Annotated in this window: 20 protein-coding genes; 4 read left to right on the forward strand and 16 right to left on the reverse strand. The window is 71.1% G+C overall.

Annotated elements, in window-relative coordinates:
- Window positions 1–188 precede the first annotated feature (188 nt).
- The 16 genes from HDC93_RS12775 to rsmH form a co-directional block, all read right to left on the reverse strand.
- The gene (locus HDC93_RS12775) at window positions 189–1310 is read right to left on the reverse strand and encodes a DivIVA domain-containing protein (protein WP_185010181.1); all 1122 of its coding nucleotides are present in this window, start codon (window positions 1308–1310) and stop codon (window positions 189–191) included.
- Between the two features lie 56 nt (window positions 1311–1366).
- Entirely contained in the window at window positions 1367–1651 is a 285-nt protein-coding gene (locus tag HDC93_RS12780) for a YggT family protein (protein WP_185010183.1), read from the reverse strand.
- A gap of 59 nt (window positions 1652–1710) precedes the next feature.
- A complete protein-coding gene (locus HDC93_RS12785) occupies window positions 1711–2352 on the reverse strand; it encodes a cell division protein SepF (RefSeq protein ID WP_185010185.1) in 642 nt (213 codons plus the stop codon).
- A gap of 129 nt (window positions 2353–2481) precedes the next feature.
- A complete protein-coding gene (locus HDC93_RS12790) occupies window positions 2482–3201 on the reverse strand; it encodes a YggS family pyridoxal phosphate-dependent enzyme (RefSeq protein WP_185010187.1) in 720 nt (239 codons plus the stop codon).
- A gap of 6 nt (window positions 3202–3207) precedes the next feature.
- Entirely contained in the window at window positions 3208–3939 is a 732-nt protein-coding gene (gene pgeF / locus HDC93_RS12795; protein WP_185010189.1) for a peptidoglycan editing factor PgeF, read from the reverse strand.
- Window positions 3940–3949: 10 nt separating this feature from the next.
- A complete protein-coding gene (gene ftsZ / locus HDC93_RS12800; protein ID WP_185010191.1) occupies window positions 3950–5143 on the reverse strand; it encodes a cell division protein FtsZ in 1194 nt (397 codons plus the stop codon).
- 288 nt (window positions 5144–5431) lie between these two features.
- Window positions 5432–6226, reverse strand: coding sequence for an FtsQ-type POTRA domain-containing protein (locus tag HDC93_RS12805; protein WP_185010193.1), 795 nt, complete (start codon window positions 6224–6226; stop codon window positions 5432–5434).
- Window positions 6227–6251: 25 nt separating this feature from the next.
- Complete coding sequence (gene murG, locus HDC93_RS12810; protein WP_185010196.1) at window positions 6252–7349, reverse strand: undecaprenyldiphospho-muramoylpentapeptide beta-N-acetylglucosaminyltransferase; 1098 nt, start codon at window positions 7347–7349, stop codon at window positions 6252–6254.
- A 6-nt stretch (window positions 7350–7355) separates the two neighbouring features.
- Entirely contained in the window at window positions 7356–8720 is a 1365-nt protein-coding gene (ftsW, locus tag HDC93_RS12815) for a putative lipid II flippase FtsW (protein ID WP_185010198.1), read from the reverse strand.
- Window positions 8721–8855: 135 nt separating this feature from the next.
- Window positions 8856–10298, reverse strand: coding sequence for a UDP-N-acetylmuramoyl-L-alanine--D-glutamate ligase (gene murD, locus HDC93_RS12820; protein ID WP_185010200.1), 1443 nt, complete (start codon window positions 10296–10298; stop codon window positions 8856–8858).
- Window positions 10280–11371, reverse strand: a complete 1092-nt coding sequence (mraY, locus tag HDC93_RS12825; RefSeq protein WP_030848214.1) for a phospho-N-acetylmuramoyl-pentapeptide-transferase — start codon at window positions 11369–11371, stop codon at window positions 10280–10282. Before mraY ends, murD begins: the two co-directional genes overlap by 19 nt.
- Entirely contained in the window at window positions 11371–12777 is a 1407-nt protein-coding gene (murF, locus tag HDC93_RS12830; protein ID WP_185010202.1) for a UDP-N-acetylmuramoyl-tripeptide--D-alanyl-D-alanine ligase, read from the reverse strand. Before murF ends, mraY begins: the two co-directional genes overlap by 1 nt.
- Window positions 12774–14303 (reverse strand): UDP-N-acetylmuramoyl-L-alanyl-D-glutamate--2,6-diaminopimelate ligase, encoded by a 1530-nt coding sequence (locus HDC93_RS12835; protein ID WP_185010204.1) that lies wholly within the window; start codon window positions 14301–14303, stop codon window positions 12774–12776. The genes murF and HDC93_RS12835 overlap by 4 nt, the downstream gene beginning before the upstream one ends.
- Window positions 14304–14510: 207 nt before the next feature.
- The gene (locus HDC93_RS12840; RefSeq protein WP_398984831.1) at window positions 14511–16469 is read right to left on the reverse strand and encodes a peptidoglycan D,D-transpeptidase FtsI family protein; all 1959 of its coding nucleotides are present in this window, start codon (window positions 16467–16469) and stop codon (window positions 14511–14513) included.
- Between the two features lie 5 nt (window positions 16470–16474).
- On the reverse strand, window positions 16475–16921 hold the full coding sequence (locus tag HDC93_RS12845; RefSeq protein ID WP_185010208.1) for a septum formation initiator family protein: 447 nt from the start codon (window positions 16919–16921) through the stop codon (window positions 16475–16477).
- Window positions 16922–16952: 31 nt separating this feature from the next.
- Complete coding sequence (gene rsmH, locus HDC93_RS12850) at window positions 16953–17909, reverse strand: 16S rRNA (cytosine(1402)-N(4))-methyltransferase RsmH (RefSeq protein WP_185010210.1); 957 nt, start codon at window positions 17907–17909, stop codon at window positions 16953–16955.
- 387 nt (window positions 17910–18296) lie between these two features.
- Between rsmH and HDC93_RS12855 the strand changes: the two genes are divergently transcribed.
- The 4 genes from HDC93_RS12855 (at window position 18297) to HDC93_RS12870 (ending at window position 23979) form a co-directional block, all read left to right on the forward strand.
- Window positions 18297–18848 (forward strand): carbonic anhydrase, encoded by a 552-nt coding sequence (locus HDC93_RS12855; RefSeq protein ID WP_185010211.1) that lies wholly within the window; start codon window positions 18297–18299, stop codon window positions 18846–18848.
- Between the two features lie 303 nt (window positions 18849–19151).
- On the forward strand, window positions 19152–20225 hold the full coding sequence (locus tag HDC93_RS12860; RefSeq protein WP_398767448.1) for an AAA family ATPase: 1074 nt from the start codon (window positions 19152–19154) through the stop codon (window positions 20223–20225).
- A complete protein-coding gene (locus HDC93_RS12865; protein WP_185010215.1) occupies window positions 20225–21586 on the forward strand; it encodes a DUF58 domain-containing protein in 1362 nt (453 codons plus the stop codon). The genes HDC93_RS12860 and HDC93_RS12865 overlap by 1 nt, the downstream gene beginning before the upstream one ends.
- Window positions 21586–23979, forward strand: coding sequence for a DUF3488 and transglutaminase-like domain-containing protein (locus tag HDC93_RS12870; RefSeq protein WP_185010217.1), 2394 nt, complete (start codon window positions 21586–21588; stop codon window positions 23977–23979). Before HDC93_RS12865 ends, HDC93_RS12870 begins: the two co-directional genes overlap by 1 nt.
- Window positions 23980–24038 lie beyond the last annotated feature (59 nt).

Here is a 24038-nt window from a genome sequence, read left to right on the forward strand (position 1 = left end):
GGACCGGGCCTTCGGCGTTGCGTGCGCACGACCGCGACTGTGTACGCACGAACGCGTCTGCGCGGACACGAACGCGCGTGGCAGCGGACACGAACGCGCGTGGCAAAAGGGCGAGGCCCCGGGTGGTCACCCGGGGCCTCGCCCTGAACGCTGCCGACGTCTATGCCGTACTACTGGCCATCAGGCCGTCAGTTGTCATCCTCGTCGATCAGGAAGCCCCGCATGGGCGAGGGTGCCTGACCCATCGGCGACGGGCCCTGCGGACGCACCGGCGCCATCGGCTGGGTCATCGCCGGCGACATCTGCTGCTGGCCGCCGTAGGACGGACCGGACGGCGACGGGGCGCCGCCCATCGTCTGGTTGCCACCGCCGTAGGACGGGGCGCTCGCGCCGGCCGGAGCCATGGAAGGCGCCGGGGACGGCGGGAGGGACGCGGCAGCCGGAGTGCGCGGCGGGGCCAGCGAGTCGTCGGCCTGGGTCTCCAGCTGGCGCAGCTGCGACTCCAGGTACGACTTCAGGCGTGTGCGGTATTCGCGCTCGAAGCCGCGCAGGTCCTCGACCTTGCGCTCCAGGGTGGCGCGGGCGGACTCCAGGGAGCCCATCGCGACGCGGTGCTTCTCCTGCGCGTCCCGCTCCAGGGCGTCGGCCTTGGCACGGGCGTCACGCTCCAGACCCTCGGCACGCGAACGCGCCTCGCCGACGATCTTGTTGGCCTCGGAACGAGCCTCGGCGATCGCCTGGTCGGCGGTCTGCTGGGCCAGCGACAGGACACGGGCGGCGCTGTCGCCACCGGGGCCGCCCTGGCCGGGGCCGCCCATCGGACCGCCCATCGGGCCGGGGCCGCCCATGGGGCCGCCCATCTGCTGCTGCATCGGGGGCTGGCCCATCGGACCCGGACCCTGGCCCATCGGACCGGGACCCTGAGGTCCACCCTGACCGCCGGGACCGGCGGGCAGCTGCGGGGCACCGCTCGGCAGCTGGGGCGGGCCACCCATGGGGCCACCCATCTGCTGCTGCGGCGGGCCCGATATGCCGGCGGGTACGGGACCACCCGGACCTCGCATGCCCTGCTGCTGCTGTTGCTGCTGCTGGTCCTGCTCCGGCGGCTTGCGCATGTTCTGCTGGTTCTGGGCAGCAGCGCGCGTGGCCGCGGCCAGTTTGGCGCGCAGGTCCTCGTTCTCGCGGAGCAGGCGGGTCAGTTCGGCTTCGACCTCATCGAGGAAGGCATCGACCTCGTCCTCGTCATAGCCTTCTCGGAGGCGGACGGTCGTGAACTGCTTGTTCCGCACGTCCTCGGGGGTCAACGGCATCTCTTCACCTCAACGTAGTCGTCGGCATTCGGCAAGACGGTAGGTCACATCGCTCATCACAGCCGGCTCACGATCGAGATCAGGATGTAGACGATGATCATCAGTACGAAGAAGGACAGGTCTAGCGCCACGCCCCCGAGACGCAGCGGCGGAATGACCCGCCGCAGAAGCTTGAGCGGTGGATCAGTGACAGTGTAGGTGGCCTCCAGAACGACCACCATCGCCTTGCCGGGTTGCCACGAGCGGGCGAACTGGAAGACATAGTCCATGACCAACCGGAAGATGAGCACGACGAGGAAGCACATCAGCGCGATGTAGACGACATCCAAAACCACGCTCATGACCTCTTGCTTCCCTCTCCCCTGTGCCCTGCTCGGTACTGCTGTTCCGGTGGTGCGTCTCAGCTCTGGTTGAAGAACCCGCCCTCTGCGATGCGGGCCTTGTCCTCCGCCGTGACATCGACGTTAGCAGGCGACAACAGGAACACCTTCTGCGTCACCCGCTCGATACTGCCGTGAAGACCAAACACCAGACCAGCCGCAAAGTCGACAAGTCGCTTCGCATCTGTGTCATCCATCTCAGTCAGATTCATGATCACCGGAGTGCCTTCACGGAAGTGTTCCCCGATGGTACGGGCCTCGTTGTAGGTCCGTGGGTGAAGCGTGGTGATCCGGTAAGGCTCTCGTTCGGACACGACCTTGGGCATGATCACCGGTGCGTTCTTCTCCAGACTTGCGCGTTCTTGTGTGATGGATGCCACGGGCGCGATGCGCGCCGGGCGGTTCGATTCCGCGGGGAGCGAAGCGGAACGGGCGGCCGGTTCGCGAGGCGCGGGCGGCTGTACGACTCGTACCTCTTCGTCCCTTTGAGGCCGATGTGAGACGTGCGGCTGGTGGGACGGCTCGTGCCGTCGGTGGTCCCGCTCGGGCTCCGGGTCCAGTTCGGGTTCGAAGTCGTCGTCGGGGTCGAATCCGCGGCCGTCATACCCATCGTCCTCCACGAGGCCGAGGTAGACCGCCATCTTGCGCATCGCGCCGGCCATGCTCTGAGTCCTCCGCTCTGTGGTGGATCGGCTGACGACTGCCAAGTGCCCGCGATCCACGAGGTCCTTGAATCCGCCTATCGGCGACAATGACCATATTTTCTGCTGTGGTCCGACTTCTTGGCGACGTTACCCGAGCCTGGGGCGGACTCCGAGTACCGCGCTGCCGACGCGCACATGTGTCGCTCCGGCCGTCACGGCCTGTTCGAGGTCCGTACTCATCCCTGCCGAGACCATGGTGGCAGCCGGATGACTCCGGCGCAGGTCGGTCGACAAATCCATCAGCCGCTCGAAGGCCACCCGCTCGCGTCCCGCGTACTCCCCGGTGAGCGGCGCGACGGTCATCAGTCCGTCGAGCCGGAGGCCCGGGGCGTCGGCCACGAGACCCGCCAACTCTCCGATGCCGCCGGGCCCGACACCTCCGCGCTCGCCCCGGCCGCTCTCCCCGGCGTCGAGTGCGACCTGAAGCAGACATCCCAGTTCGCGCCCGGCCCGGACGGCCTCCTTCGACAGAGCCGTGACGAGCTTGGAACGATCGACGGACTGCACGAAATCCGCGTAACCGACCACAGATCGCACCTTGTTTGTCTGGAGTTGACCCACGAAGTGCCAGGTGAGGGGCAGATCCGAGCAGGCCTCGGCCTTGGGGGCCGCGTCCTGGTCGCGGTTCTCGGCGACGTGCCGCACGCCGAGTTCCGCGAGGATGCGCACATCGCTCGCGGGGTAGGTCTTGGTGACCACGATGAGGGTCACCTCGTCGCGTGCCCGCCCCGCGGCCGCGCACGCGTCGGCGATGCGCCGTTCCACCTTCGCCAGATTTGTGGCGAGTTCGTCCTTACGATCCGTCATGCCCTATCAGTCCAGCCACACATAACCCGCGAGCCGACCGGTGGTGCGTTCGCGGCGGTACGAGAAGTGATCGTGCGACTCCAGCGTGCACACCGGCGACTGCTCCCGGTCGCGCACCCCGAGCCGTTCCAGCTGGGCGTGCACTCCGGCGTTCACGTCGACCGCCGGTGTGCCCCAACTCGTCTCGGCGTACGCCGCCGGCTCGACGGCGGACACCTCGGCGCGCATCGCCTCGGGTACTTCGTAGCACCGGCCGCAAACGGTGGGCCCGGTGCGGGCGACGATCCGGGAGGGCTCGGCGCCCAGTGCCGTCATCGCGCGTAGCGCGGCCGGGACGACTCCGGCGATCATGCCGGGCCGGCCCGCGTGGGCCGCGGCGGCGACCCCGGCGACGGGGTCGGCGAGCAGCACCGGCACGCAGTCGGCGGTGAGCACGGCGAGGGCGAGCCCCCGGCGCGTGGTGACGACGGCGTCGACCGACGGGATCGCGGTCGAAGAGCCCCACGGCCCGTCCACCACGGCCACGTCGGCCCCGTGCACCTGGTTCATCCAGACGACCCGGTCCGGCTCGACGCCGAGGGCCTTGGCGGCCAGGTCCCGGTTGGTGCGTACGGCGTCGGGATCGTCGCCGACCGCTCCGCCGAGGTTGAGCTCCTCATACGGAGCGGCGCTCACCCCGCCCCACCGGTCGGTGAAGCCGAAGTGCGCGCCGCTCGCGCTTTCGCGCTGTCCTATCACGACGGAAGGATCACTTGAGGAAGTCCGGTACGTCCAGTTCCTCGGCCGCGCTGTCCGAGTAGGTCCGCGGCGCCGGCGGGACCGGCGGGGCGACCGGGATGTCCTTGACCGGCTCCGGCGCGGGCTCCGGGTCCTCCTTCGGGGTCACGCTGCCGAGCGATCCGAAGGAGGGGCGGCTCTCGGTCTGCCGTACCGGGGTCGGCTCCTCGCGCTTGGCCGAGGACGAGCCGAGGACGTTGTCCCGCTTGGCGGGCGGCTGGCCGCCGTCGAAGCCGGCCGCGATCACGGTGACCCGGACCTCGTCGCCGAGGGCGTCGTCGATCACCGCGCCGAAGATGATGTTGGCCTCGGGGTGGGCGGCCTCGCTCACCAGCTGGGCGGCCTCGTTGATCTCGAACAGACCGAGGTCGGAGCCGCCGGAGATGGAGAGCAGCACACCGCGGGCGCCATCGATGGACGCCTCCAGCAGCGGCGAGGAGATCGCCATCTCGGCGGCGGCCACGGCGCGGTCGTCGCCGCGGGCCGAGCCGATGCCCATCAGGGCCGAGCCGGCCTCGGACATGACCGACTTGACGTCGGCGAAGTCGAGGTTGATGAGGCCCGGGGTGGTGATGAGGTCGGTGATGCCCTGGACACCGGAGAGCAGGACCTGGTCGGCCGACTTGAAGGCGTCCAGCACCGAGACCTGGCGGTCGGAGATGGACAGCAGCCGGTCGTTCGGGATGACGATGAGGGTGTCGACCTCTTCGCGGAGTTCGGCGATGCCGTCCTCGGCCTGGTTCGCCCGGCGCCGCCCCTCGAAGGTGAACGGGCGGGTGACCACACCGATGGTGAGGGCACCGAGCGAGCGGGCGATGTTGGCCACGACGGGTGCGCCGCCGGTGCCGGTGCCGCCGCCTTCACCGGCTGTCACGAAGACCATGTCGGCCCCCTTGAGGACCTCCTCGATCTCCTCGCGGTGGTCCTCGGCGGCCTTGCGGCCCACGGCCGGGTTGGCTCCGGCGCCGAGTCCGCGGGTGAGTTCACGGCCGACGTCCAGCTTGACGTCGGCGTCGCTCATCAACAGAGCTTGCGCGTCGGTGTTGATGGCGATGAACTCGACGCCCTTGAGACCGACCTCGATCATCCGGTTGATGGCATTGACACCACCGCCGCCGACACCGATGACTTTGATGACTGCGAGGTAGTTCTGCGGTGCTGCCACGTCGAAGGCCTCTCGCCTCGAGTTACGTGTCGCCGAATCAGCGTGACGCCCTGCGCCCCGCGACCCGACGACTGATGCCGAATGGGACGGTCCGTATCGCCGACCCGAACCCTAACCCTGAAGTTTAGGGTTACCAGTGTGTCTGTTCCTTGGAGTCTTCTGAACAGGACACTAAGTCGACAAGTGGCGCACGTTCAACGAACACGCCGAACCTCCCGTTTTTCTTTTCACCCTATGTGATCAGCCGTAGCGCTGCCCAACCAGGGTGCTGGCCTGCGCGGATGTGCGTCAACTCCCTGATGACGCGGGCGCGGTGGGGACGCTCACGTCGAAGTACCGCGCGCCGGGTGAGGCTTTCATCAGAGCGGTGAGTGTGCGAGCCTTCGCGGCGCCCTTCTCACTGCTCCCCCACAGGACCGTACGGCCGTCCCGCAACTCCAGCGAGATGTCGTCGTAGGAACGAACCTTGACGGTCCGTGTCTCGTGCGCGACGGCGGCCGGAACCGCGCGGGCGACATCGACCGCGGCGCGCAGCAGCCGGGACTCGCCGAAGCGGCGCAGGCTCGCTGCGGCGGAGCCGGTGCGGGAGAGCGTCAATTCCAGTGCGGGGGCGCCTTTCGGGGCCTCGGAAACCGTGGCGAAGCGGACACCGTCGTCGTCCACTTCAACGAACTTTTCGCCCTTTTGGACAATCAGAACCGGAGTCCGCTCTACCACTTTCAGGTCGATTCCGCGGGGCCAGGAGCGGACCACGTCAACCGAGTCAATTCGGGGCAATGTCCGGCGCAGTCGCGTCTCGATCGCATCGGTGTCGACGGAAATCAGCGGCTTCCCCAGCGGAACCTCGGCGGCCGCCTCGACCTGAGCCGGTGTCAGCACCCGGGTGCCGGACACCGAGACGTGCTCGGCGCGCAGCCAGTCGGAGCCGTAGAACAGCCAGATGGCCGGGATGCCGAGGAACACCAGGGCGAGGCCCAGGAGGACGATCGCGCGGAGCCGGGCCCGTCTCGACCTCAGGCGGGGCGGCGGGCCGGACGACTCCTGCTGGCGTTCACCGCGCTCGGCGGTGGTCGATCCGGCCACGCTCCCTGCCTTCCGTCATACAGTCCTATCGGTGTGCACGACTGGCGGCGATCGCCTCGTACACCATGCCGACGAGCAGGTCGTCGGCGTCCCGGCGGCCGAACTCGGCGGCGGCACGGGACATCTGGTACAGCCGGTGCGGGTCGGCGAGCACGGGCAGAACGTGTCGCTGGACCCACTCGGGGGTCAGCTCCGCGTCGTCGACCAGCAGCCCGCCGCCGGCCTTGACCACCGGCTGGGCGTTGAGCCGCTGTTCGCCGTTGCCGATGGGCAGCGGGACGTAGGCGGCCGGGAGCCCGACGGCGGAGAGTTCGGCGACGGTCATCGCGCCCGCGCGGCAGAGCATCATGTCGGCCGCGGCGTACGCGAGGTCCATCCGGTCCAGATAACTTACCGGGATGTAGGGGGGCATCCCCGGCATCTGGTGGACCTGCGGCAGTTCGTTCTTCGGGCCGACCGCGTGCAGGATCTGGATCCCGGCCTGCTGGAGCCAGGGCGCGACCTGCTGGACGACCTCGTTGAGGCGGCGGGCGCCCTGGGAGCCGCCGGTGACCAGCAGCGTGGGCAGGTTCGGGTCGAGCCCGAACGCGGCCCGGGCCTCGGGGCGTACGGCGGCCCGGTCGAGCGTGGCGATGGAGCGGCGCAGCGGGATGCCGATGTAGCGGGCGCCCCGCAGCTTGCTGTCGGGCGTGGAGACGGCGACCTGGCTGGCGTAGCGCGAGCCGATTTTGTTGGCCAGTCCCGGGCGGGCGTTGGCCTCGTGGATGACGATCGGGACACCCAGGCGCTTGGCCGCGAGGTAGCCGGGCAGGGCGACATAGCCGCCGAAGCCGACCACGGCGTCCGCCTTGGTGCGCTCCAGGATCTGCTCGGTCGCCTTGATCGTGCCGCGCAGCCGCCCCGGGACGGTGATCAGCTCGGGGGTGGGCTTGCGCGGCAGCGGAACGGCGGGGATCAGCGCGAGTTCGTACCCGCGCTCGGGTACGAGACGGGTCTCGAGGCCTCGCTCCGTGCCCAGGGCCGTGATGCCCACGCTCGGGTCCTGCCTGCGCAGGGCGTCCGCGAGGGCGAGCGCGGGCTCGATGTGGCCCGCGGTTCCTCCGCCGGCGAGTACGACATGCACCGAAATTCACCGCTCTCCGGACGAGCGCGCCGCCGAGGCACGCCGTCGCATCGTGTTCCATCTCCGGGGACTCCGACCGGAACCGGTGCCCCCAGCCCCCCGCTTTCTACCAAAGCGGGGTTGCCGCATCGCAAGCGCCATCCGCGCAGCGGGGTCCTCACGCGCGAAGGCGATCAGCAACCCGATGGCGAACATGGTCGGCAGCAGGGCGGATCCCCCGTACGAGAACAGCGGGAGGGGGACGCCGGCGATCGGCAGCAGACCGAGCACCGCACCGATGTTGATCACGGCCTGGGCCGTGATCCAGGTGGTCACGCCTCCCGCGGCATACCTGACGAAGGGGTCCTCCGTGCGTCCGGCCACGCGGATACCCGCATAGCCTAGAGCCGCGAAGAGGGCGAGGACCGACAGCGTCCCCGCCAGGCCCAGTTCCTCACCGGTGACGGCGAAGATGAAGTCGGTGTGGGCTTCGGGGAGTTGGCCCCATTTCTCCACACTCGCACCCAGCCCGGAACCGAAGATTCCGCCCGAGGCGAGGGCGTAGATCCCGTGCACGGCCTGCCAGCAGTCGACGGGCCCCGACTGGGGTTCGGTGGCGCCCAGGCACTGCAGCCGGGCCATGCGGTTGGGGCTGGTCTTGATGAGGATCAGGCCGAGGACGGCGGCGATCGACAGCACCCCGGCGAACAGCCGCGTGGGGGCGCCGGCCAGCCAGAGCAGGCCGAACAGGATGGCCGTGAGGATGATCGCGGTGCCCATGTCGCCGCCGATCATGATCAGACCGAGCAGCATGAAGGCGGCCGGGACCAGCGGCACGAGCATGTGCTTCCACTGGTTCAGCAGCCTTCGGTCCTGCTTGCGGGCGAGCAGGTCGGCGCCCCACAGCACGAGGGCGAGCTTGCCGAACTCACTGGGCTGGATCTGGAAGGAGCCGCCCAGGGAGATCCAGTTCTGGTTGCCGTTGACCGAGACCCCTATCCCGGGGACCTGCACCAGGATCATGAGGCAGACGGCGCCCGCGAGGATCGGGTAGGCGAGCGCCCGGTGCAGTTTCACCGGCATCCGCGAGGCCGCGAGCAGCAGACCGGTGCCGATCCCCGCCGCGAGCAGCTGTTTGCGGAAGAAGTACGAACCCGGCAGCGACATCTGCAGCGCGGTGATCTGGGAGGCCGAGTAGACCATCACCAGTCCCAGCACGGTGATCAGCAGACTGCCGCCGAGGATCAGGTAGTAGGCGGTCAGCGGCCGGTCCCAGCCCCTGCGCGCGCGGATGTAGAGGCTCAGGACGCGGTTCTCACGCGCGAGCCGTGGCGGGGCGGGGCGTTTGGGGGCGCGCGGGGTCGGGGGCCGTCCGGTGCGGCTGGTGGGCATCGCCGCTCACCCTGCCGTGCCGGAGGGGAGCGTTGCGCGGTGAACGCCCCCAGGCCGCTCGGGCACCAGCCACATCCGTGTCACGCGTCCCTCCCAGGTACGCCCGGCACCGCCGCCGGGCGAGGCGGACCCGGGTCAGCCGTCGGCGGAGCCGAGCTCACGAACGGCGTCCGCGAAAGCGTCCCCGCGCTTGTTGTAGTTGGCGAACATGTCCATGGAGGCACAGGCCGGGGCCAGCAGCACCGTGTCGCCCGCCTGAGCGAGTCTCCGCGCCTCCTGGACCGCCGCGCGCATCGCCCCAGTGTCGGTCCGGTCGAGGTCGACCACGGGTACCTGCGGGGCGTGTCGCGCGAGGGCTTCCCGGATGAGCGCGCGGTCCGCGCCGATCAGCACGGCACCCCGCAGCCGCTTCGCCGACATGGCGACCAGTTCGTCGAAGGTCGCGCCCTTCGCGAGCCCGCCCGCGATCCACACGATCGGCTCGTACGCCGCCAACGAGGCTTGCGCCGCATGCGTGTTGGTGGCCTTGGAGTCGTCGACGTAGGCGACCCCGTCCACGTCCGCCACGTGCGCGATGCGGTGGGCGTCGGGGGTGAACGCCCGCAGGCCGTCCCGGACGGCCCTGGCGGGCACGCCGTAGGCGCGGGCGAGGGCCGCCGCGGCGAGGGCGTTGGCGATGTTGTGCGGGGCCGGCGGGTTGACGTCGCCGACCTCGGCGAGTTCCTGGGCGTTCTTGTGCCGGTCCTCGACGAAGGCGCGGTCGACCAGGATGCCTTCCACGACGCCGAGTTGGGACGGGCCCGGGGTGCCGAGGGTGAAGCCGACGGCGCGGCAGCCCTCCTCGACGTCGGCCCTGCGGACCAGGTCCTCGGTGGCCTTGTCGGCGACGTTGTAGACGCAGGCGACGCGATTGCCCTCGTAGATACGGCCCTTGTCGGCGGCGTACGCCTCCATGGAGCCGTGCCAGTCGAGGTGGTCGGGGGCGAGGTTCAGCACCGCGGCCGAGTGGGCGCGCAGGGAGGGCGCCCAGTGCAGCTGATAGCTGGAGAGCTCCACGGCCAGGACGTCGTAGCGCTCCTCGCCGAGGACCGCGTCCAGCAGGGAGACGCCGATGTTGCCGACGGCGGCCGTGCGCAGGCCCGCCGCCTTCAGGATCGAGGCGAGCATCTGGACGGTCGTCGTCTTGCCGTTGGTGCCCGTGACGGCGAGCCAGTCGGCGGCGTCGGGGCCGCGCAGGCGCCAGGCCAGCTCGACATCGCCCCAGACCGGGACGCCCGCCTGCTCCGCCGCCGCGAACAGCGGCTTGTCCGGCTTCCAGCCGGGCGCGGTGACGATCAGCTCGGAGCCCTCGGGCAGGGTGTCGCCGTCACCGAGGCGCACGGTGATGCCGAGCGCCTCCAGCTCGGCGGCCTGCGCCCGGGCGCGCTCGTCGGCGCCGTCGTTGACCACCGTGACGCTCGCGCCGAGGCCGTGCAGCACCTTGGCCGCCGGGACGCCGGAGACGCCGAGCCCGGCGACGGTGACATGCTTGCCCTGGAAGTCGAAGGGCTCCGAGGAGGTCACTTGTCCGCTGCCCATCCTGCGTAGAAGAGGCCAAGTCCGACGATCACACAAATGCCCTGGATGATCCAGAAGCGGACCACGACGAGCACTTCGGACCAGCCCTTGAGTTCGAAGTGGTGCTGGAGTGGCGCCATCCGGAAGACGCGCTTGCCCGTGAGCTTGAAGGAGCCGACCTGGATGACCACCGACATGGTGATCAGGACGAACAGGCCGCCGAGGAGGGCGATCAGCAGCTCGGTGCGGGAGCAGATCGCGAGGCCGGCGAGCACACCGCCGAGCGCGAGCGAACCGGTGTCACCCATGAAGATCTTGGCCGGCGAGGTGTTCCACCACAGGAACCCGAGGCAGGCGCCCATCAGCGCGGAGGCCACCACCGCGAGGTCGAGGGGGTCCCGCACCTCGAAGCAGGCGCCCGGGTTGGTCAGCGTCTGCGCGTTGGCGCAGGACTCCTGGAACTGCCAGACGCCGATGAAGGTGTAGGCGCCGAAGACCAGCACCGAGGCGCCGGTCGCCAGACCGTCCAGACCGTCGGTCAGGTTCACGCCGTTCGACATCGCGAGGATCATGAACAGCGCCCAGACCACGAACAGCACGGGGCCGATCGTCCAGCCGAAGTCCGTGATGAACGACAGCTTCGTGGAGGCCGGGGTGTTGCCGCGGTTGTCCGCGAACTGCAGCGACAGCACCGCGAAGCCGATGCCGACGATCAGCTGGCCGGCCATCTTCGCCTTGGCGCGCAGGCCCAGCGAACGCCGCTTGACGATCTTGATGTAGTCGTCGAGGAAGCCGACCAGGCCCATGCCAACCATCAGGCCGAGCACCAGCAGGCCCGAGAAGGTCGGCGCCGCGTCGACGTCCGGGTCCAGATAGCCCGTGATCACCTTGGCCAGGAAGTACGCGGCGACGGTCGCCAGGATGAAGGCGATGCCGCCCATGGTGGGCGTACCGCGCTTGCTGGCGTGCTCGCGCGGGCCGTCGTCGCGGATGTACTGGCCGTAGCCCTTGCGCGCGAGGAGCTTGATCAGCAGCGGAGTGCCGACCAGCGTGAGAAAGAGACCAATGACTCCTGCGAACAGGATCTGCTTCATCATCGGGCGGAAACCTCACCCTCGGCACCGGACTCGATGAGCGCCTGCGCCACGCTCTCGAGGCCGACCGAACGGGACGCCTTCACGAGTACGACGTCCCCCGGGCGCAACTCGCTGCGCAACAGGTCGACCGCCGCCTGTGCGTCGGACACGTGCACCGACTCCTCACCCCACGAACCCTCGTTATATGCGCCCAGTTGCAGCCAGGCGGCTTCCCTGCCGCCGACCGCGACGAGCTTGCTGACGTTGAGCCGGACGGCGAGCCGTCCGACCGCGTCGTGCTCGGCGAGAGCCTCGTCCCCGAGCTCGGCCATCTTGCCGAGCACCGCCCACGTACGGCGTCCCTTGCCCATGGCCGCCAGCGCGCGCAGCGCGGCCTTCATGGACTCGGGATTCGCGTTGTAGGCGTCGTTGACGACCGTCACGCCGTCCGGGCGCTCGGTGACCTCCATCCGCCAGCGGGAGAGGGAGCCCGCCTCGGAGAGCGCCACGGCGATCTCGTCAGCGGACATGCCCAACTCGTGGGCGACGGCGGCCGCGGCGAGCGCGTTCGACACGTGGTGCTCACCGTACAGGCGCATGGTCACATCGCTTGCACCGGAGGGTGTGTGAAGCCTGAACGAGGGCTGTCCGGTGTCCGTGAGTCGCACGTTCTCGGCAGAGACGTCCGCTTCGCCGGACTCTCCGAAAAAGATCACCTTCGCCTTCGTACGGGAGGCCATGGCCCGTACGTAGGGGTCGTCCGCGTTGAGGACGGCCGTCCCCTCCTCGGGGAGGGACTCCACGAGTTCGCCCTTGGCCTGGGCGATCTGCTCACGGCCGCCGAACTCGCCGATGTGGGCGGACCCGACGTTGAGCACCAGACCGATCTTCGGAGGGGTCAGTTCCGTGAGGTAGCGGATGTGCCCGATGCCGCGGGCGCCCATCTCCAGGACGAGGAACCTGGTTTCCTCGGTCGCGCTGAGGGCGGTCAGCGGCAGCCCGATCTCGTTGTTGAGCGAGCCGGGCGTGAACACCGTCGGTGCCTTGCGCCGGAGCACCTGCGCGATGAGGTCCTTGGTGCTGGTCTTGCCCGCCGAGCCGGTGAGGGCGACGAGGGTGGCGCCGAGGCGGGCCACGACGTGCCGGGCGAGGGCGCCGAGGGCGGTCTGGACGTCGTCCACGACGATCGCCGGTACGCCGACGGGGCGGGTGGCGAGCACGGCCACCGCTCCCGCCTCGACGACCGCCGCCGCGAAGTCGTGGCCGTCCACGCGCTCCCCGGCGAAGGCCACGAACAGGCTGCCCGGCCCCGCCTCGCGGGAGTCCCGGACGATCGGACCGGTGACCTGGACGGACGGATCCGGTATGTCGTGCATCTGCCCGCCGACGACTTCTGCGATCTCGGCGAGGGGTAGGGCGATCACAAGTTCATCCCCTGGGTCTTCTGGATGGCTTCGCGGAGCACCTGGCGGTCGTCGAAGGGACGGACCACCCCGGCGATGTCCTGGCCCTGCTCGTGGCCCTTGCCCGCGACCAGCACGGTGTCGCCGGGCTCGGCGCGGGCGACGGCGGCGGCGATCGCGGCGGCCCGGTCCTCGAAGACCTGCACCTCGCCGCGCTCGTGCGCGGGCACGGACGCCGCGCCCTGGAGCATCGTGGCGAGGATCGCGAGGGGGTCCTCGCCACGGGGGTTGTCGGAGGTCAGGGTGGCGGTGTCGGCGAGCCGGGCCGCCGCGGCGCCCATGGGCTCGCGCTTGGTCCTGTCCCGGTCGCCGCCGCAGCCGAGGACGATGTGCAGCTTGCCCTCGGTGACCTTGCGCAGGGCGCGCAGCACGGACTCGACGGCGTCGGTCTTGTGGGCGTAGTCGACGACCGCGAGGTAGGGCTGACCGGCGTCGACGCGCTCCAGGCGGCCCGGGACACCGGGGACGGCGGCGACGCCGTCGGCGGCGGCCTGCGGGTCCAGGCCGGCGACGGCGAGGGCGACGATCGCGGCGAGGGTGTTGGCCACGTTGAAGGGCCCGGGCAGCGGCGACTTGGCGCTGATCCGCTCGCCCTTGGGACCGACGACGGTGAACGTCGAGTCCAGCCGGCCGACCTCGACGTCCTCGGCGCGCCAGTCGGCGTCGGGGTGGCCCTCGGCGGAGTAGGTCACGACCGGGACGGTGGCTTCCTTCGCCAGCCTGCGGCCGTACTCGTCATCGACGTTGACCACGCCGAGTTTGCCCCGTTTCGGGGTGAACAGCTGCGCCTTCGCCTGGAAGTAGTCCTCCATGTCGGAGTGGAACTCCATGTGCTCCGGGCTGAGGTTGGTGAAGACGCCGATGTCGAAGACACAGCCGTCGACCCGGCCGAGGACCAGGGCGTGGCTGGAGACTTCCATGGCGACCGCGTCGACCCCGCGCTCGCGCATGACGGCGAACAGGGCCTGCAGGTCGGTGGCTTCGGGGGTGGTGCGCTCGGACTTGATGCGCTCGTCGCCGATGCGCATCTCGACCGTGCCGATCAGGCCGGTGGACCTGACCGTCTTCAGGCCGCCCTCGACGAGGTAGGCCGTGGTGGTCTTGCCGGAGGTGCCCGTGATGCCGATCTGGAGCAGGTCCCGGCCGGGGTGGCCGTAGATCGTGGCGGCCAGCTCGCCCATCTGCGCGCGCGGGTCGTCGACGACCAGGACGGGCAGCCCGGACGCGGCGGCGCGCTCGGCGCCGGTCGGGTCGGTCAGCACGGCGGCGGCGCCGAGGCCCGCGGCCTGGTTGACGAAATCGGCACCGTGCAGCCGGGCCCCCGGCAGGGCGGCATACAGGTCGCCGGGGCGCACGGCCCGGGAGTCGTGGGTGATGCCCGTGACCTCGGCGGCGTTCTGCGGTGTGGAAGCACCCAGCTGATCGGCGAGTTCCGCGAGGGGTGTGGCGGAGACTCGCACCGGCCTGGGCGGCCCGGGATATGTCACGGGATGGCCCTTCTGGGTGGTTTGGGACTGATCAGCGTGTGGCACGGCGGTGAGCGTACCGGGCGTACCCGCCTCCGGGCGAAGTGAGGGGCCGGAGCTGCTCTGGTTGCCGGGCTCGGGGGTGATCGTTGTCACGGAGGCGGTCCTGGTGGCTCGGTGGGGCTGAGTGCTGATCAGGGCGGTCGGCGCTGATCACTGCTGGGCTGGTCACTGACGGAAGGAGACGGGCAGCTTCGCGGCCTTGGCGCCGGTCGGGGGGACCTGGAGGGACTTCAGTGCGAACTCCATGACCTTCTTGTAGACGGGTCCGCAGATCTGACCACCGAAGTAGCTGCCCCGGGTGGCGTTCTGGATGGCGCAGTAGACGGTGACGCGGGGCTTGTCGGCGGGTGCGAACCCGGCGAACGACGAGGTGTAGCCGTGGTACTTCCCGGTGGCCGGATCCACACGGTTGGCGGTACCCGTCTTGCCCGCGACGCGGTAGCCGGGGATGCGCGCCCTGGTGCCGGTGCCCTCCTCGTCATCCACGACGGACTCCAGCATCCGGGCGAGGGTCTTCGCCGTCTTCGCGTCGACGACCCGGTTCTTCGCGGGCTTCGGGGCGGGTGTGAAGCGCCCGTCGGCACCCTTGGTGCCGCGCACGAGGGTGGGTTCGATGCGGACCCCGCCGTTGGCGATGGTCGAGTACACCGAGGCCGCCTGCATGGCGTTGATGGAGACGCCCTGGCCGAAAGGGATCGTGTACTGCTGCGAGGTGGACCACTTGTCGGGCGGGGCGAGGATGCCCTTGGTCTCGCCGGGGAAGCCGAGCCCGGTGTAGCTGCCGAGGCCGAACTCGCGCAGGTAGTCGTAGAGGACCTTGTTGGCCTGGGCCTGGGTCTTTCCGAGCTGTCCGGTGGCGAGGATGGTGCCGATGTTGCTGGACTTGGCCAGGACGCCGTTGAGCGTCAGGTACCAGGTCGGGTGGTCGATGTCGTCCTTGAACAGCCGGTCCCCGCGGTGCAGCCGGTTGGGCACGACCACGTGGGTCCCGGGGGTGGCGGCGTTCTCCTGGAGGACGGCCGCCATCGACATGACCTTGGCGGTGGAGCCGGGCTCGAAGGCGTCCTGGAGGGCGGCGTTGCCGAGGGCGGCCGGGTCGGCGTCGGACAGGTCGTTCGGGTCGAAGCCGGGCGAGTTGGCCATGGCCAGGATCTGCCCGGTGCGGGTGTCCTGGACGATGACGTAGCCGCGGTCGGCGGCGGACTCCTTCACCTGGTCGCTGATGGCGTTCTGGGCGGCCCACTGGATGTCACGGTCGATGGTGAGCTCGACGTCGCTGCCGGGGACGGCGGGTGTCTCGGTGGAGCCCGCCGTGGGCACGAGACGGCCGCCGGACTGGGCGTAGCGGATCTTGCCGTCCTTGCCGGCGAGCTGCTTGTTCAACTGCAGTTCGATGCCGCCTCCGGGCTTGCCCTCGGCGTTGACCCAGCCCAGTATCCCGGCGGCCAGGTCGCCGCCCGGGTACACGCGCTTGCTGGTGGCCACGGAGAAGACGCCCGACAGGACGTTGGGCGTGGACTTGTCGGCCTCCGCCTTCTTGGCGAGCGCCGACTTGAGGTCCTTGATCTGCTTCCAGACCTGCGGGGTCTGGCGGGAGGCCAGCTTCACGTAGCGCAGGGCCTTGTTCTCCGGTCGCAGCTTCTTGACCAGGTCCTCCTGCTCCTGGCCGAGGATCGGCGCGAGGAGCGCGGCCGCCTGCTCGGGCCCGTCCCCGATCTTCAGCATGTCGGGGGCGAACATCGTGGGGTCGGCGGTGATGTCGTAGGCGTCCTCGCTGGTCGCCAGGGCCACGCCGGACCGGTCGGTGATCTCGCCCCGGTCCGCGGCCAGCACCTGCCCGACGTAGCGGTTCTGCTCGGCCTTGGCGGCGTAGGTGCTCGCGTCGACGGCCTGCACCTGGAAGAGCCGCACGACGAAGGCGGTCAGGACCAGGGTCAGCGCGAGTCCGACCAGGCGCAGGCGGGGGCGGGGGCTGCCGAGCCGCAGCGGCTTGGGCACCGCCGGACGGGCCTGCCCCGGCCGCCGGGCCCGACGGGCACCGGGGCCGGGACGGCGCCGGGCGTCGGGGCGGGCGGGCCTGGCGGGGCCGGGCACACGGCGACGTGGCGGTTCCCTGTCGGACACTTCCGTCACCTGCCGGTCGGAGTAGGGCCGTCGGTCATGGCCTCGGGGGCGAGGACCAGGGGGGTGGAGGCGGCGGGCTGCCGGACGCCGGGGGCGGGGCTGGGGACGCCCTTGACGGTGCCGTCGGGGTCGAGGAACGCGGGGTCGCCGCCGGGCACCATGCCGAGCTCGCGGGCGCGACGCTGCAGGGCGTCGGGGGCGGAGTAGGCATCGATGTCCCGCTGGAGTGCCTGCTCCTCGTCGGTGAGGTTCTTGGTCTCGCGCTGGAGGTCGTCGAGTTCGAACGCGCCCTCGCTGAGGGCCGAGTTCAGCACCAGGAGGCAGATGAGACCGCCGCCGAGGAGGAGGACGACCAGCAGGACGAAAGGTGTGCGGGCCGCCTGCCCGGGGCCGGTCGGGAGGAGCCGCGCGAGTCGGGCGGCCCTCCCCTTCAGTTCGGGTTTGCCGCTCACGCACGCTCCCTCGGTCCGGCCTGCTCACGCCTCACTCGACGTCCTCCCTGATGCGCTGGGCGCCACGCAGCCGCGCCGGTGCCGCCCGCCGGTTCTCGGCGATCTCCTCTTCGGTGGGGAGTTCGGCACCGCGCGTGAGGAGCTTGAGCCGCGGCTGGTAGCGCTCGGGGACGACGGGCAGCCCGGGGGGCGCGGTGACGGCGGCGCCCGCCGCGAAGACCTGCTTGACCAGCCGGTCCTCCAGCGAGTGGTACGACAGCACGGCGATCCGTCCGCCTACGTCGAGTGCCTTCACCGCGGCGGGGATCGCCCGCTCCAGGACGGAGAGCTCGCCGTTGACCTCGATGCGCAGGGCCTGGAACGTGCGCTTGGCCGGGTTGCCGCCGGTGCGCTTGGCGGCCTGCGGAAGCGCGTCCCGGATCAGTTCGACGAGCCGCGCGCTGTTGCCGAACGGCTCCTTCTCCCGCTCCCGCACGATCGCGCTCACGATCCGCTTGGCCTGCTTCTCCTCGCCGTAGGCCCGCAGGATGCGCACGAGTTCGCCCGGCGGGTAGGTGTTGAGGACCTCGGCGGCGCTGACGCCGGTCGTCTGGTCCATGCGCATGTCGAGCGGGGCGTCCTGGGCGTAGGCGAAGCCGCGGTCGGCCTCGTCGAGCTGCATGGAGGAGACGCCCAGGTCGAACAGGACGCCCTGCACGCGCGCGATGCCGAGCCGGTGCAGCACCTCGGGGAGCTCGTCGTAGACGGCGTGCACGAGGGTGGCGCGCTCGCCGTGGGGCGCGAGGCGCTCGCCGGACAGGCGCAGGGCCTCCTTGTCGCGGTCGAGGGCGACGAGCCGGGCGTCGGGGAACCTCGCGAGGAGCGCTTCGCTGTGGCCGCCGAGGCCGAGGGTGCAGTCGACGACCACGGCGTCCGGGCCCTCCAGGGCGGGTGCCAGCAGATCCAGGCACCGCTGGAGCATCACCGGGACGTGTCGACTCTCGCTCAAGGGGCCCTCTCAGATCCGGCACGGCCATGCGCACCACCGGGTCCCCGTCCGCTCGTGGACATGAGGCCTGCCGGCGCCGGAAGCGTCAGCCGACCGGGAGCGGGAGGAGGCCGAGCCGTACGTACGCGCCGCGCACGCGGGGAGATCACCGGTCGTCGCCGGGATCTTTCGAAGAACATCAGTCCAGCGGGGAGAGTCTCGCCTCCCGCTTCGCGTCACTTTAGTCCACCCTGTCGCCCGGTCAATCAACCGGCCTGCGCGTCGCCGCCGTTCGCACGGCGACCGGGACATCGCCCTTGTGGGTTACCTCACACGCCTCACCCGGCGGCATTCTTTGTTCACTTCCACAGGAGGCCTGGACGGGGTGTGACCAGTAACGTCATATCTATGACGACTTCTGCATCGGTTCCCACAGGTTCGGAGAGCGCCATGACGGCCGGCGACACGGTCACGGACCGTCTCGTGGCGGCGAACGCCCGGTACGCCGAGGCCTTCACCGACCCGGGGATGGACGCCCGGCCCGTGCTGCACGTCGCCGTCGTGGCCTGCATGGACGCCCGTCTCGACCTGCACGCGGCGCTCGGGCTCGAGCTCGGCGACTGCCACACGATCCGCAACGCGGGCGGCGTCGTCACCGACGACGTGATCCGCTCCCTCACCATCAGCCAGCGCAAGCTCGGCACCCGCAGCGTGGTGCTCATCCACCACACCGGCTGCGGCCTGGAGAGCCTCACCGAGGACTTCCGCAACGAGCTGGAGGCCGAGGTCGGCCAGCGTCCGGCGTGGGCCGTGGAGTCCTTCCGGGACGTCGACCAGGACGTGCGCCAGTCGATGCAGCGGGTGCGCACCTCGCCGTTCGTGCCGCACACCGACGACGTGCGCGGATTCGTGTTCGACGTGCACACCGGCCTGCTGCGGGAGGTCGACCCGGCCTCCTGATCCCGGCCCGCCGACCAGTGCGCCGCGGGCCGCCCGCCCCGGAAGGCCACCTCCTGCAGCTGTCGGCATCCTGTCAGTCACGCGTTCGAATGGCTGCAAGACCGACATATCGCGGCCAGTTGTCCACAGTCGAGTGACACGAAACGGTAACGGCAGCAAGAATGCGGGAGTGACGTCGCGCGGAACTTTCCACGCGTGGTGTCCGTGGTTCGGGGTGGGCCGGCCTGCGTCATGCGGCGTCGACCCGGGGAAATGGGGTATCCCGTGCTCCTTGGGGGCACGGGAAAGGCCGAGGAGGGCCGGGTGACGACCTATGACGATCGAGGGAGCCATGGGGGTCCCCCCGCCCGAGATTTTTCGAGGGTGGGGGATGATCTGACCGCCGTGGTGGAGCGCGTGCGGGAGTCGGTGGAAGGCGTCATCGAGGGCAAGCCCGAGGTCGTACGGCTCTCGCTGACCGTGCTGCTCGCCGAGGGACATCTGCTGATCGAGGACGTCCCCGGAGTCGGCAAGACGATGCTGGCCAAGGCGCTGGCGCGGTCCATCGACTGCTCGGTGCGGCGTATCCAGTTCACGCCGGACCTGCTGCCGTCGGACATCACCGGTGTGTCCATCTGGGACCAGCAGCGCCGCGACTTCGAGTTCAAGCCGGGTGCGATCTTCGCGCAGGTGGTGATCGGCGACGAGATCAACCGCGCCTCACCCAAGACGCAGTCCGCGCTCCTGGAGTCCATGGAGGAGCGCCAGGTCACCATCGACGGCAAGACCTACGAACTGCCCAGCCCCTTCATGGTGGTGGCGACGCAGAACCCGGTCGAGATGGAGGGCACCTACCCGCTGCCGGAGGCCCAGCGCGACCGCTTCATGGCCCGGGTGTCGGTCGGCTACCCGAGCGCGGACGCCGAGCTGCAGATGCTGGACGTGCACGGCGGCGTCTCGCCGCTGGAGGACCTCCAGCCCGTGGCCCACGCCCACGAGATCCTCAAGCTCGTCGAGGCGGTGCGCGGTGTGCACGTCGCCGAGCCGGTCCGGCGCTACGTGGTCGACCTGGTCGGCGCGACGCGCACCCACCCCGACCTGAGACTCGGCGCCTCTCCGCGCGCGACGCTGCACCTGCTGCGCGCGGCGAAGGCGTCCGCGGCCCTGAGCGGCCGGGAGTACGCGCTGCCGGACGACGTGCAGGCCCTCGCCGTCGCCGTCCTGGCCCACCGGCTGCTGCCCACCGCCCAGGCCCAGCTCAACCGGCGCACCGCCGAGCAGGTCGTCGAGGAGATCCTGCAGCGCACCCCGGTGCCGGCGACGCAGCAGCAGAGCGGCTTCGGCGGCCTGGGCCGTACGGCGCCGGCGTATCCACAGCAGCCGCCGCGGAGGCTGTGATGACCACCGCGGGGGCGGGGCGGGCGGAGGCCGACCGGGGCGAGAAGAGCGGCATCCGCACCGCCCTGGCCGGTCTGACCACCCGCGGACGCTCCTTCCTGGCCGCCGGCGTCGCGGCCGCGATCTGCAGTTACGTGCTCGGCCAGAGCGACCTGCTGCGCGTGGGTCTGCTGCTGGCGGTGCTGCCGCTGGTGTGCGCCGGGGTGCTGTACCGCACGCGCTACCGGGTCGCGGGCAGCCGCCGGCTCTCCCCCGCGCGCGTGCCCGCCGGCAGCGAGGCCCGGGTCCACCTGCGGATGGACAACGTCTCGCGGCTGCCCACGGGCCTGCTGATGCTCCAGGACCGGGTGCCGTACGTGCTCGGCCCCCGGCCGCGTTTCGTGCTCGACCGGGTGGAGGCGGGCGGCCGGCGCGAGGTGTCCTACCGGGTGCGGTCCGACCTGCGCGGCCGCTACCCGCTGGGGCCGCTCCAGCTGCGCCTGACCGACCCGTTCGGCATGTGCGAGCTGACCCGCTCCTTCTCGACGTACGACACCCTCACGGTCATCCCGCGCGTGGAGCCGCTGGCGCCGGTGCGCCTGAGCGGCGAGGCGAAGGGGTACGGCGACGGACGGCAGCGTTCGCTCGCCCTGGCCGGCGAGGACGACGTCATCCCGCGCGGCTACCGCTACGGCGACGATCTGCGCCGCGTGCACTGGCGCTCCACGGCCCGCTACGGCGAGCTGATGGTGCGCCGCGAGGAGCAGCCGCAGCGCGCCCGCTGCACGGTGCTGCTGGACACCCGCGGCATCGCCTACGAGGGCGCGGGACCGGACTCGGCCTTCGAGTGGGCCGTGTCGGGCGCCGCGTCCGTGCTGGTGCACATGCTCGAACGGGGCTACTCGGTACGGCTGTTGACGGACACGGGCAACGCGGTGCCCGGCGAGGGCGGGGACGGCTTCGCCGGCGCGAGCCAGGAGTCGGCGGACGCGGCCGGACTGATGATGGACACCCTCGCGGTGATCGACCACTCCGACGGCGCGGGCCTGTCCCGGGCCTACGACGTGCTGCGCGGTGGGAACGAGGGGCTGCTGGTGGCCTTCCTCGGCGACCTGGACGAGGACCAGGCGGACGTGCTGGGCCGGATGCGGCAACGCAGCCCGGGCGCGGTCGCCTTCGTGCTGGACAGTGACACCTGGGTGCGGGAACCGAGCGATGTGCCCGGCCCGTTGGACGGGAGCGGAGAGCGGTTGCGCATGCTGCGCGAGGCGGGGTGGACGGCCCTGCGCGTGCCGCGGGGCGCCTCCATGGACGAGCTGTGGCGGCAGGCCGACCGGGAGCGCAGGGGCGTGGCCGCCGCGAGCGGCGGGGAGGGACCGTGATGAGCGGGCGGGTACGACTGACGCTGGGCGCCTGGGCGGCCACGCTGATGGCCGCGTGCGCCCTGCTGCCCCTCGTCAAGCCGGCCACATGGATCGTGCAGGTGGCCTTCCTGCTGGCTCTTCAGTCGGGCGTGGGGGTCGCTGCCCGCAGGGTGCCGCTGGCCCGGCCGCTGACGGTGGCGGCGCAGGCCGTGGTCACCGTCGCGCTGCTGACCTTCGTCTTCGCCCGCGAGCAGGCCCTGGCCGGGCTGGTTCCGGGGCCCCAGGCCATCGACCGCTTCGCGGTGCTGCTCCAGCAGGGCGCGGACGACATCGCGCGGTACGCGATCCCGGCACCCCTGGAGTCCGACGGCATCCGGCTGATGCTCATCGGCGGGGTCCTGATCATCGGACTGCTGGTGGACACCCTCGCGGTGACCTTCCGCAGCGCCGCTCCGGCCGGGCTGCCCCTGCTCGCGCTGTACTCGGTGGCCGCGGGGCTGTCCGACGGGGGCATGGACTGGCTGTGGTTCGTGGTGGCGGCGGCCGGCTATCTGATGCTGCTCCTGGCCGAGGGGCGGGACCGGCTCTCGCAGTGGGGCCGGGTCTTCGGCGGTGCCCCGCGCTCGGGCGGCGGGGAGCCGAGCGGGGCGGTCGCCCCGATCCGCACCGGCCGGCGCATCGGCGTGGTCGCGCTGGGCATCGCCCTGGTCGTGCCGCTCGGCCTGCCCGCGATGAACGGCGGCCTGCTGGACTCCGTGGGGGCGGGCGCGGGCGGCGGCCCGGGCGGCGGGGGCACGATCTCCGCCGTGAACCCGCTGGTGTCGCTGCGGGACAGTCTGAACGCGGACGAGGACCAGCAGGTCCTGTCCGTGCGGACCAAGATGGAAGACGTCTCGGACCTGTATCTGCGGATCGTGTCCCTGGACGACTTCGACGGCACCACGTGGAAGCCGTCCCGGCGGTCCATCACCGCCGTCCCCGACGGCACCTTCCCGGCCCCGGTCGGCCTCAGCCCGGACGTCAGGCGCACGGAGATCGACACCACGATCGCGGCGGCCGACTGGTACGCCCAGGACTGGCTGCCCATGCCGTACCCGCCGAGCGGCGTGCGCATCAGCGGCAACTGGCGGTACGAGCCGCAGGGCATGACCCTGGTCGGCGACCACGGGCAGAACACCCGCGGCCTGACGTACCAGGTCAAGAGCCTGGACGTGCGGCCTACGGCGGAGCAGCTCGCCTCGGCGGGGCCGCCGCCCGCGGACATCGAACGCGACTTCACCGAGCTGCCCGACTCGCTGCCGTCGGTGGTGGGCCGCACCGCCCGCACGGTCACCGCGGGCGCCGCCGACCCGTACGACCAGGCGGTCAAGCTGCAGGACTTCTTCGCCGTGAACGGCGGCTTCGAGTACGACACGCAGGTGCAGGTCGGCAGTGGCTCGCAGGCGATCGCCCGCTTCCTGAAGGACAAGCAGGGCTTCTGCGTGCACTTCTCCTTCGCGATGGCGGCGATGGCCCGTTCCCTGGGCATACCGGCCCGGGTCGCGGTGGGCTTCGCGCCCGGTTCCCCGCAGGCGGACGGCTCGGTGTCGGTGGGGCTGCGGGACGCGCACGCCTGGCCCGAGCTGTACTTCGAGGGCGTGGGCTGGACCCGCTTCGAGCCCACTCCGAACCGCGGCTCGATCCCGTCGTACACCCTGCCCGACAACCCCGACAGCTCGGCGCCGGACCAGGCGCGTCCGTCCCGGTCGGCGTCCACCGCGCCCTCGGCTGCGCCGTCGGCGAGCGAGACCTGCACGCCGGAGCAGAAGAAGCTGGACGGCGGCTGCGCGAGCGAGTCGCCGCAGGCGGCGCTGCCCACGGACGACGACGGTCCGAAGTGGTACGCGTTCCTGGTGTGGGCCCTCGCCGGTCTCGCCGTCCCGGTGCTCCCCCTGGCACCGATGCTGTGGCGGCTGCGGACGCGCACGGCTCGGCTCGGGGCGCACGGCCGCAGCGAGGCGGAGGCGGCCCTGCACACGCTGGCCGTCTGGCAGGAGCTGACCGACACGGCGTGGGACTACGGGATCACGCCGGACGAGTCGCAGACCCCGCGCAAGGCGGCCGCCCGCATCGTCCGCCTCGGCGACCTGGAGGCGCCGGCCGCGGCTTCGGTGCACCGGGTGGCGAACGCGGTGGAGCAGGTCCTGTACGCACCGCACCCCCGCCCGGTGGCGGGCCTCACGGACGACGTCCGCCGTGCGACGGCGGGCCTCGGCGCGGCGGCCGGCCGCGCGGCGCGGCTCCGCGCGCTGCTGGCCCCCCGCTCCACCGTGCGTGTGGTGTGGTCGGCGTCGGCCTGGTGGACGAGGGTCCGGGAGCGCACGCTGGCGCTGCGGCCGACGTGGCGGAAGGCGTCGGGGCAGCAGGGCTGAGGGGGCGGGGATACACGCGGCTGAGGCCGGCCGGTGGTGCGGGTGCACCGGCCGGCCTT

It is taken from the genome of Streptomyces sp. AK010 (genome assembly GCF_014207295.1).
GTDB lineage: Bacteria > Actinomycetota > Actinomycetes > Streptomycetales > Streptomycetaceae > Streptomyces > Streptomyces massasporeus.

Bases quoted from the DNA above. Each gene is read 5' to 3' on its own strand.
- HDC93_RS12865 (WP_185010215.1), top strand. From the start codon at position 20,225: ATGACCACCGCGGGGGCGGGGCGGGCGGAGGCCGACCGGGGCGAGAAG.
- mraY (WP_030848214.1), bottom strand. From the start codon at position 11,371: ATGAAGCAGATCCTGTTCGCAGGAGTCATTGGTCTCTTTCTCACGCTG.
- ftsW (WP_185010198.1), bottom strand. From the start codon at position 8,720: ATGCCCACCAGCCGCACCGGACGGCCCCCGACCCCGCGCGCCCCCAAA.
- HDC93_RS12870 (WP_185010217.1), top strand. From the start codon at position 21,586: ATGAGCGGGCGGGTACGACTGACGCTGGGCGCCTGGGCGGCCACGCTG.
- murD (WP_185010200.1), bottom strand. From the start codon at position 10,298: ATGGGCAGCGGACAAGTGACCTCCTCGGAGCCCTTCGACTTCCAGGGC.
- HDC93_RS12790 (WP_185010187.1), bottom strand. From the start codon at position 3,201: ATGACGGATCGTAAGGACGAACTCGCCACAAATCTGGCGAAGGTGGAA.
- HDC93_RS12780 (WP_185010183.1), bottom strand. From the start codon at position 1,651: ATGAGCGTGGTTTTGGATGTCGTCTACATCGCGCTGATGTGCTTCCTC.
- HDC93_RS12775 (WP_185010181.1), bottom strand. From the start codon at position 1,310: ATGCCGTTGACCCCCGAGGACGTGCGGAACAAGCAGTTCACGACCGTC.
- HDC93_RS12855 (WP_185010211.1), top strand. From the start codon at position 18,297: ATGACGACTTCTGCATCGGTTCCCACAGGTTCGGAGAGCGCCATGACG.
- HDC93_RS12785 (WP_185010185.1), bottom strand. From the start codon at position 2,352: ATGGCCGGCGCGATGCGCAAGATGGCGGTCTACCTCGGCCTCGTGGAG.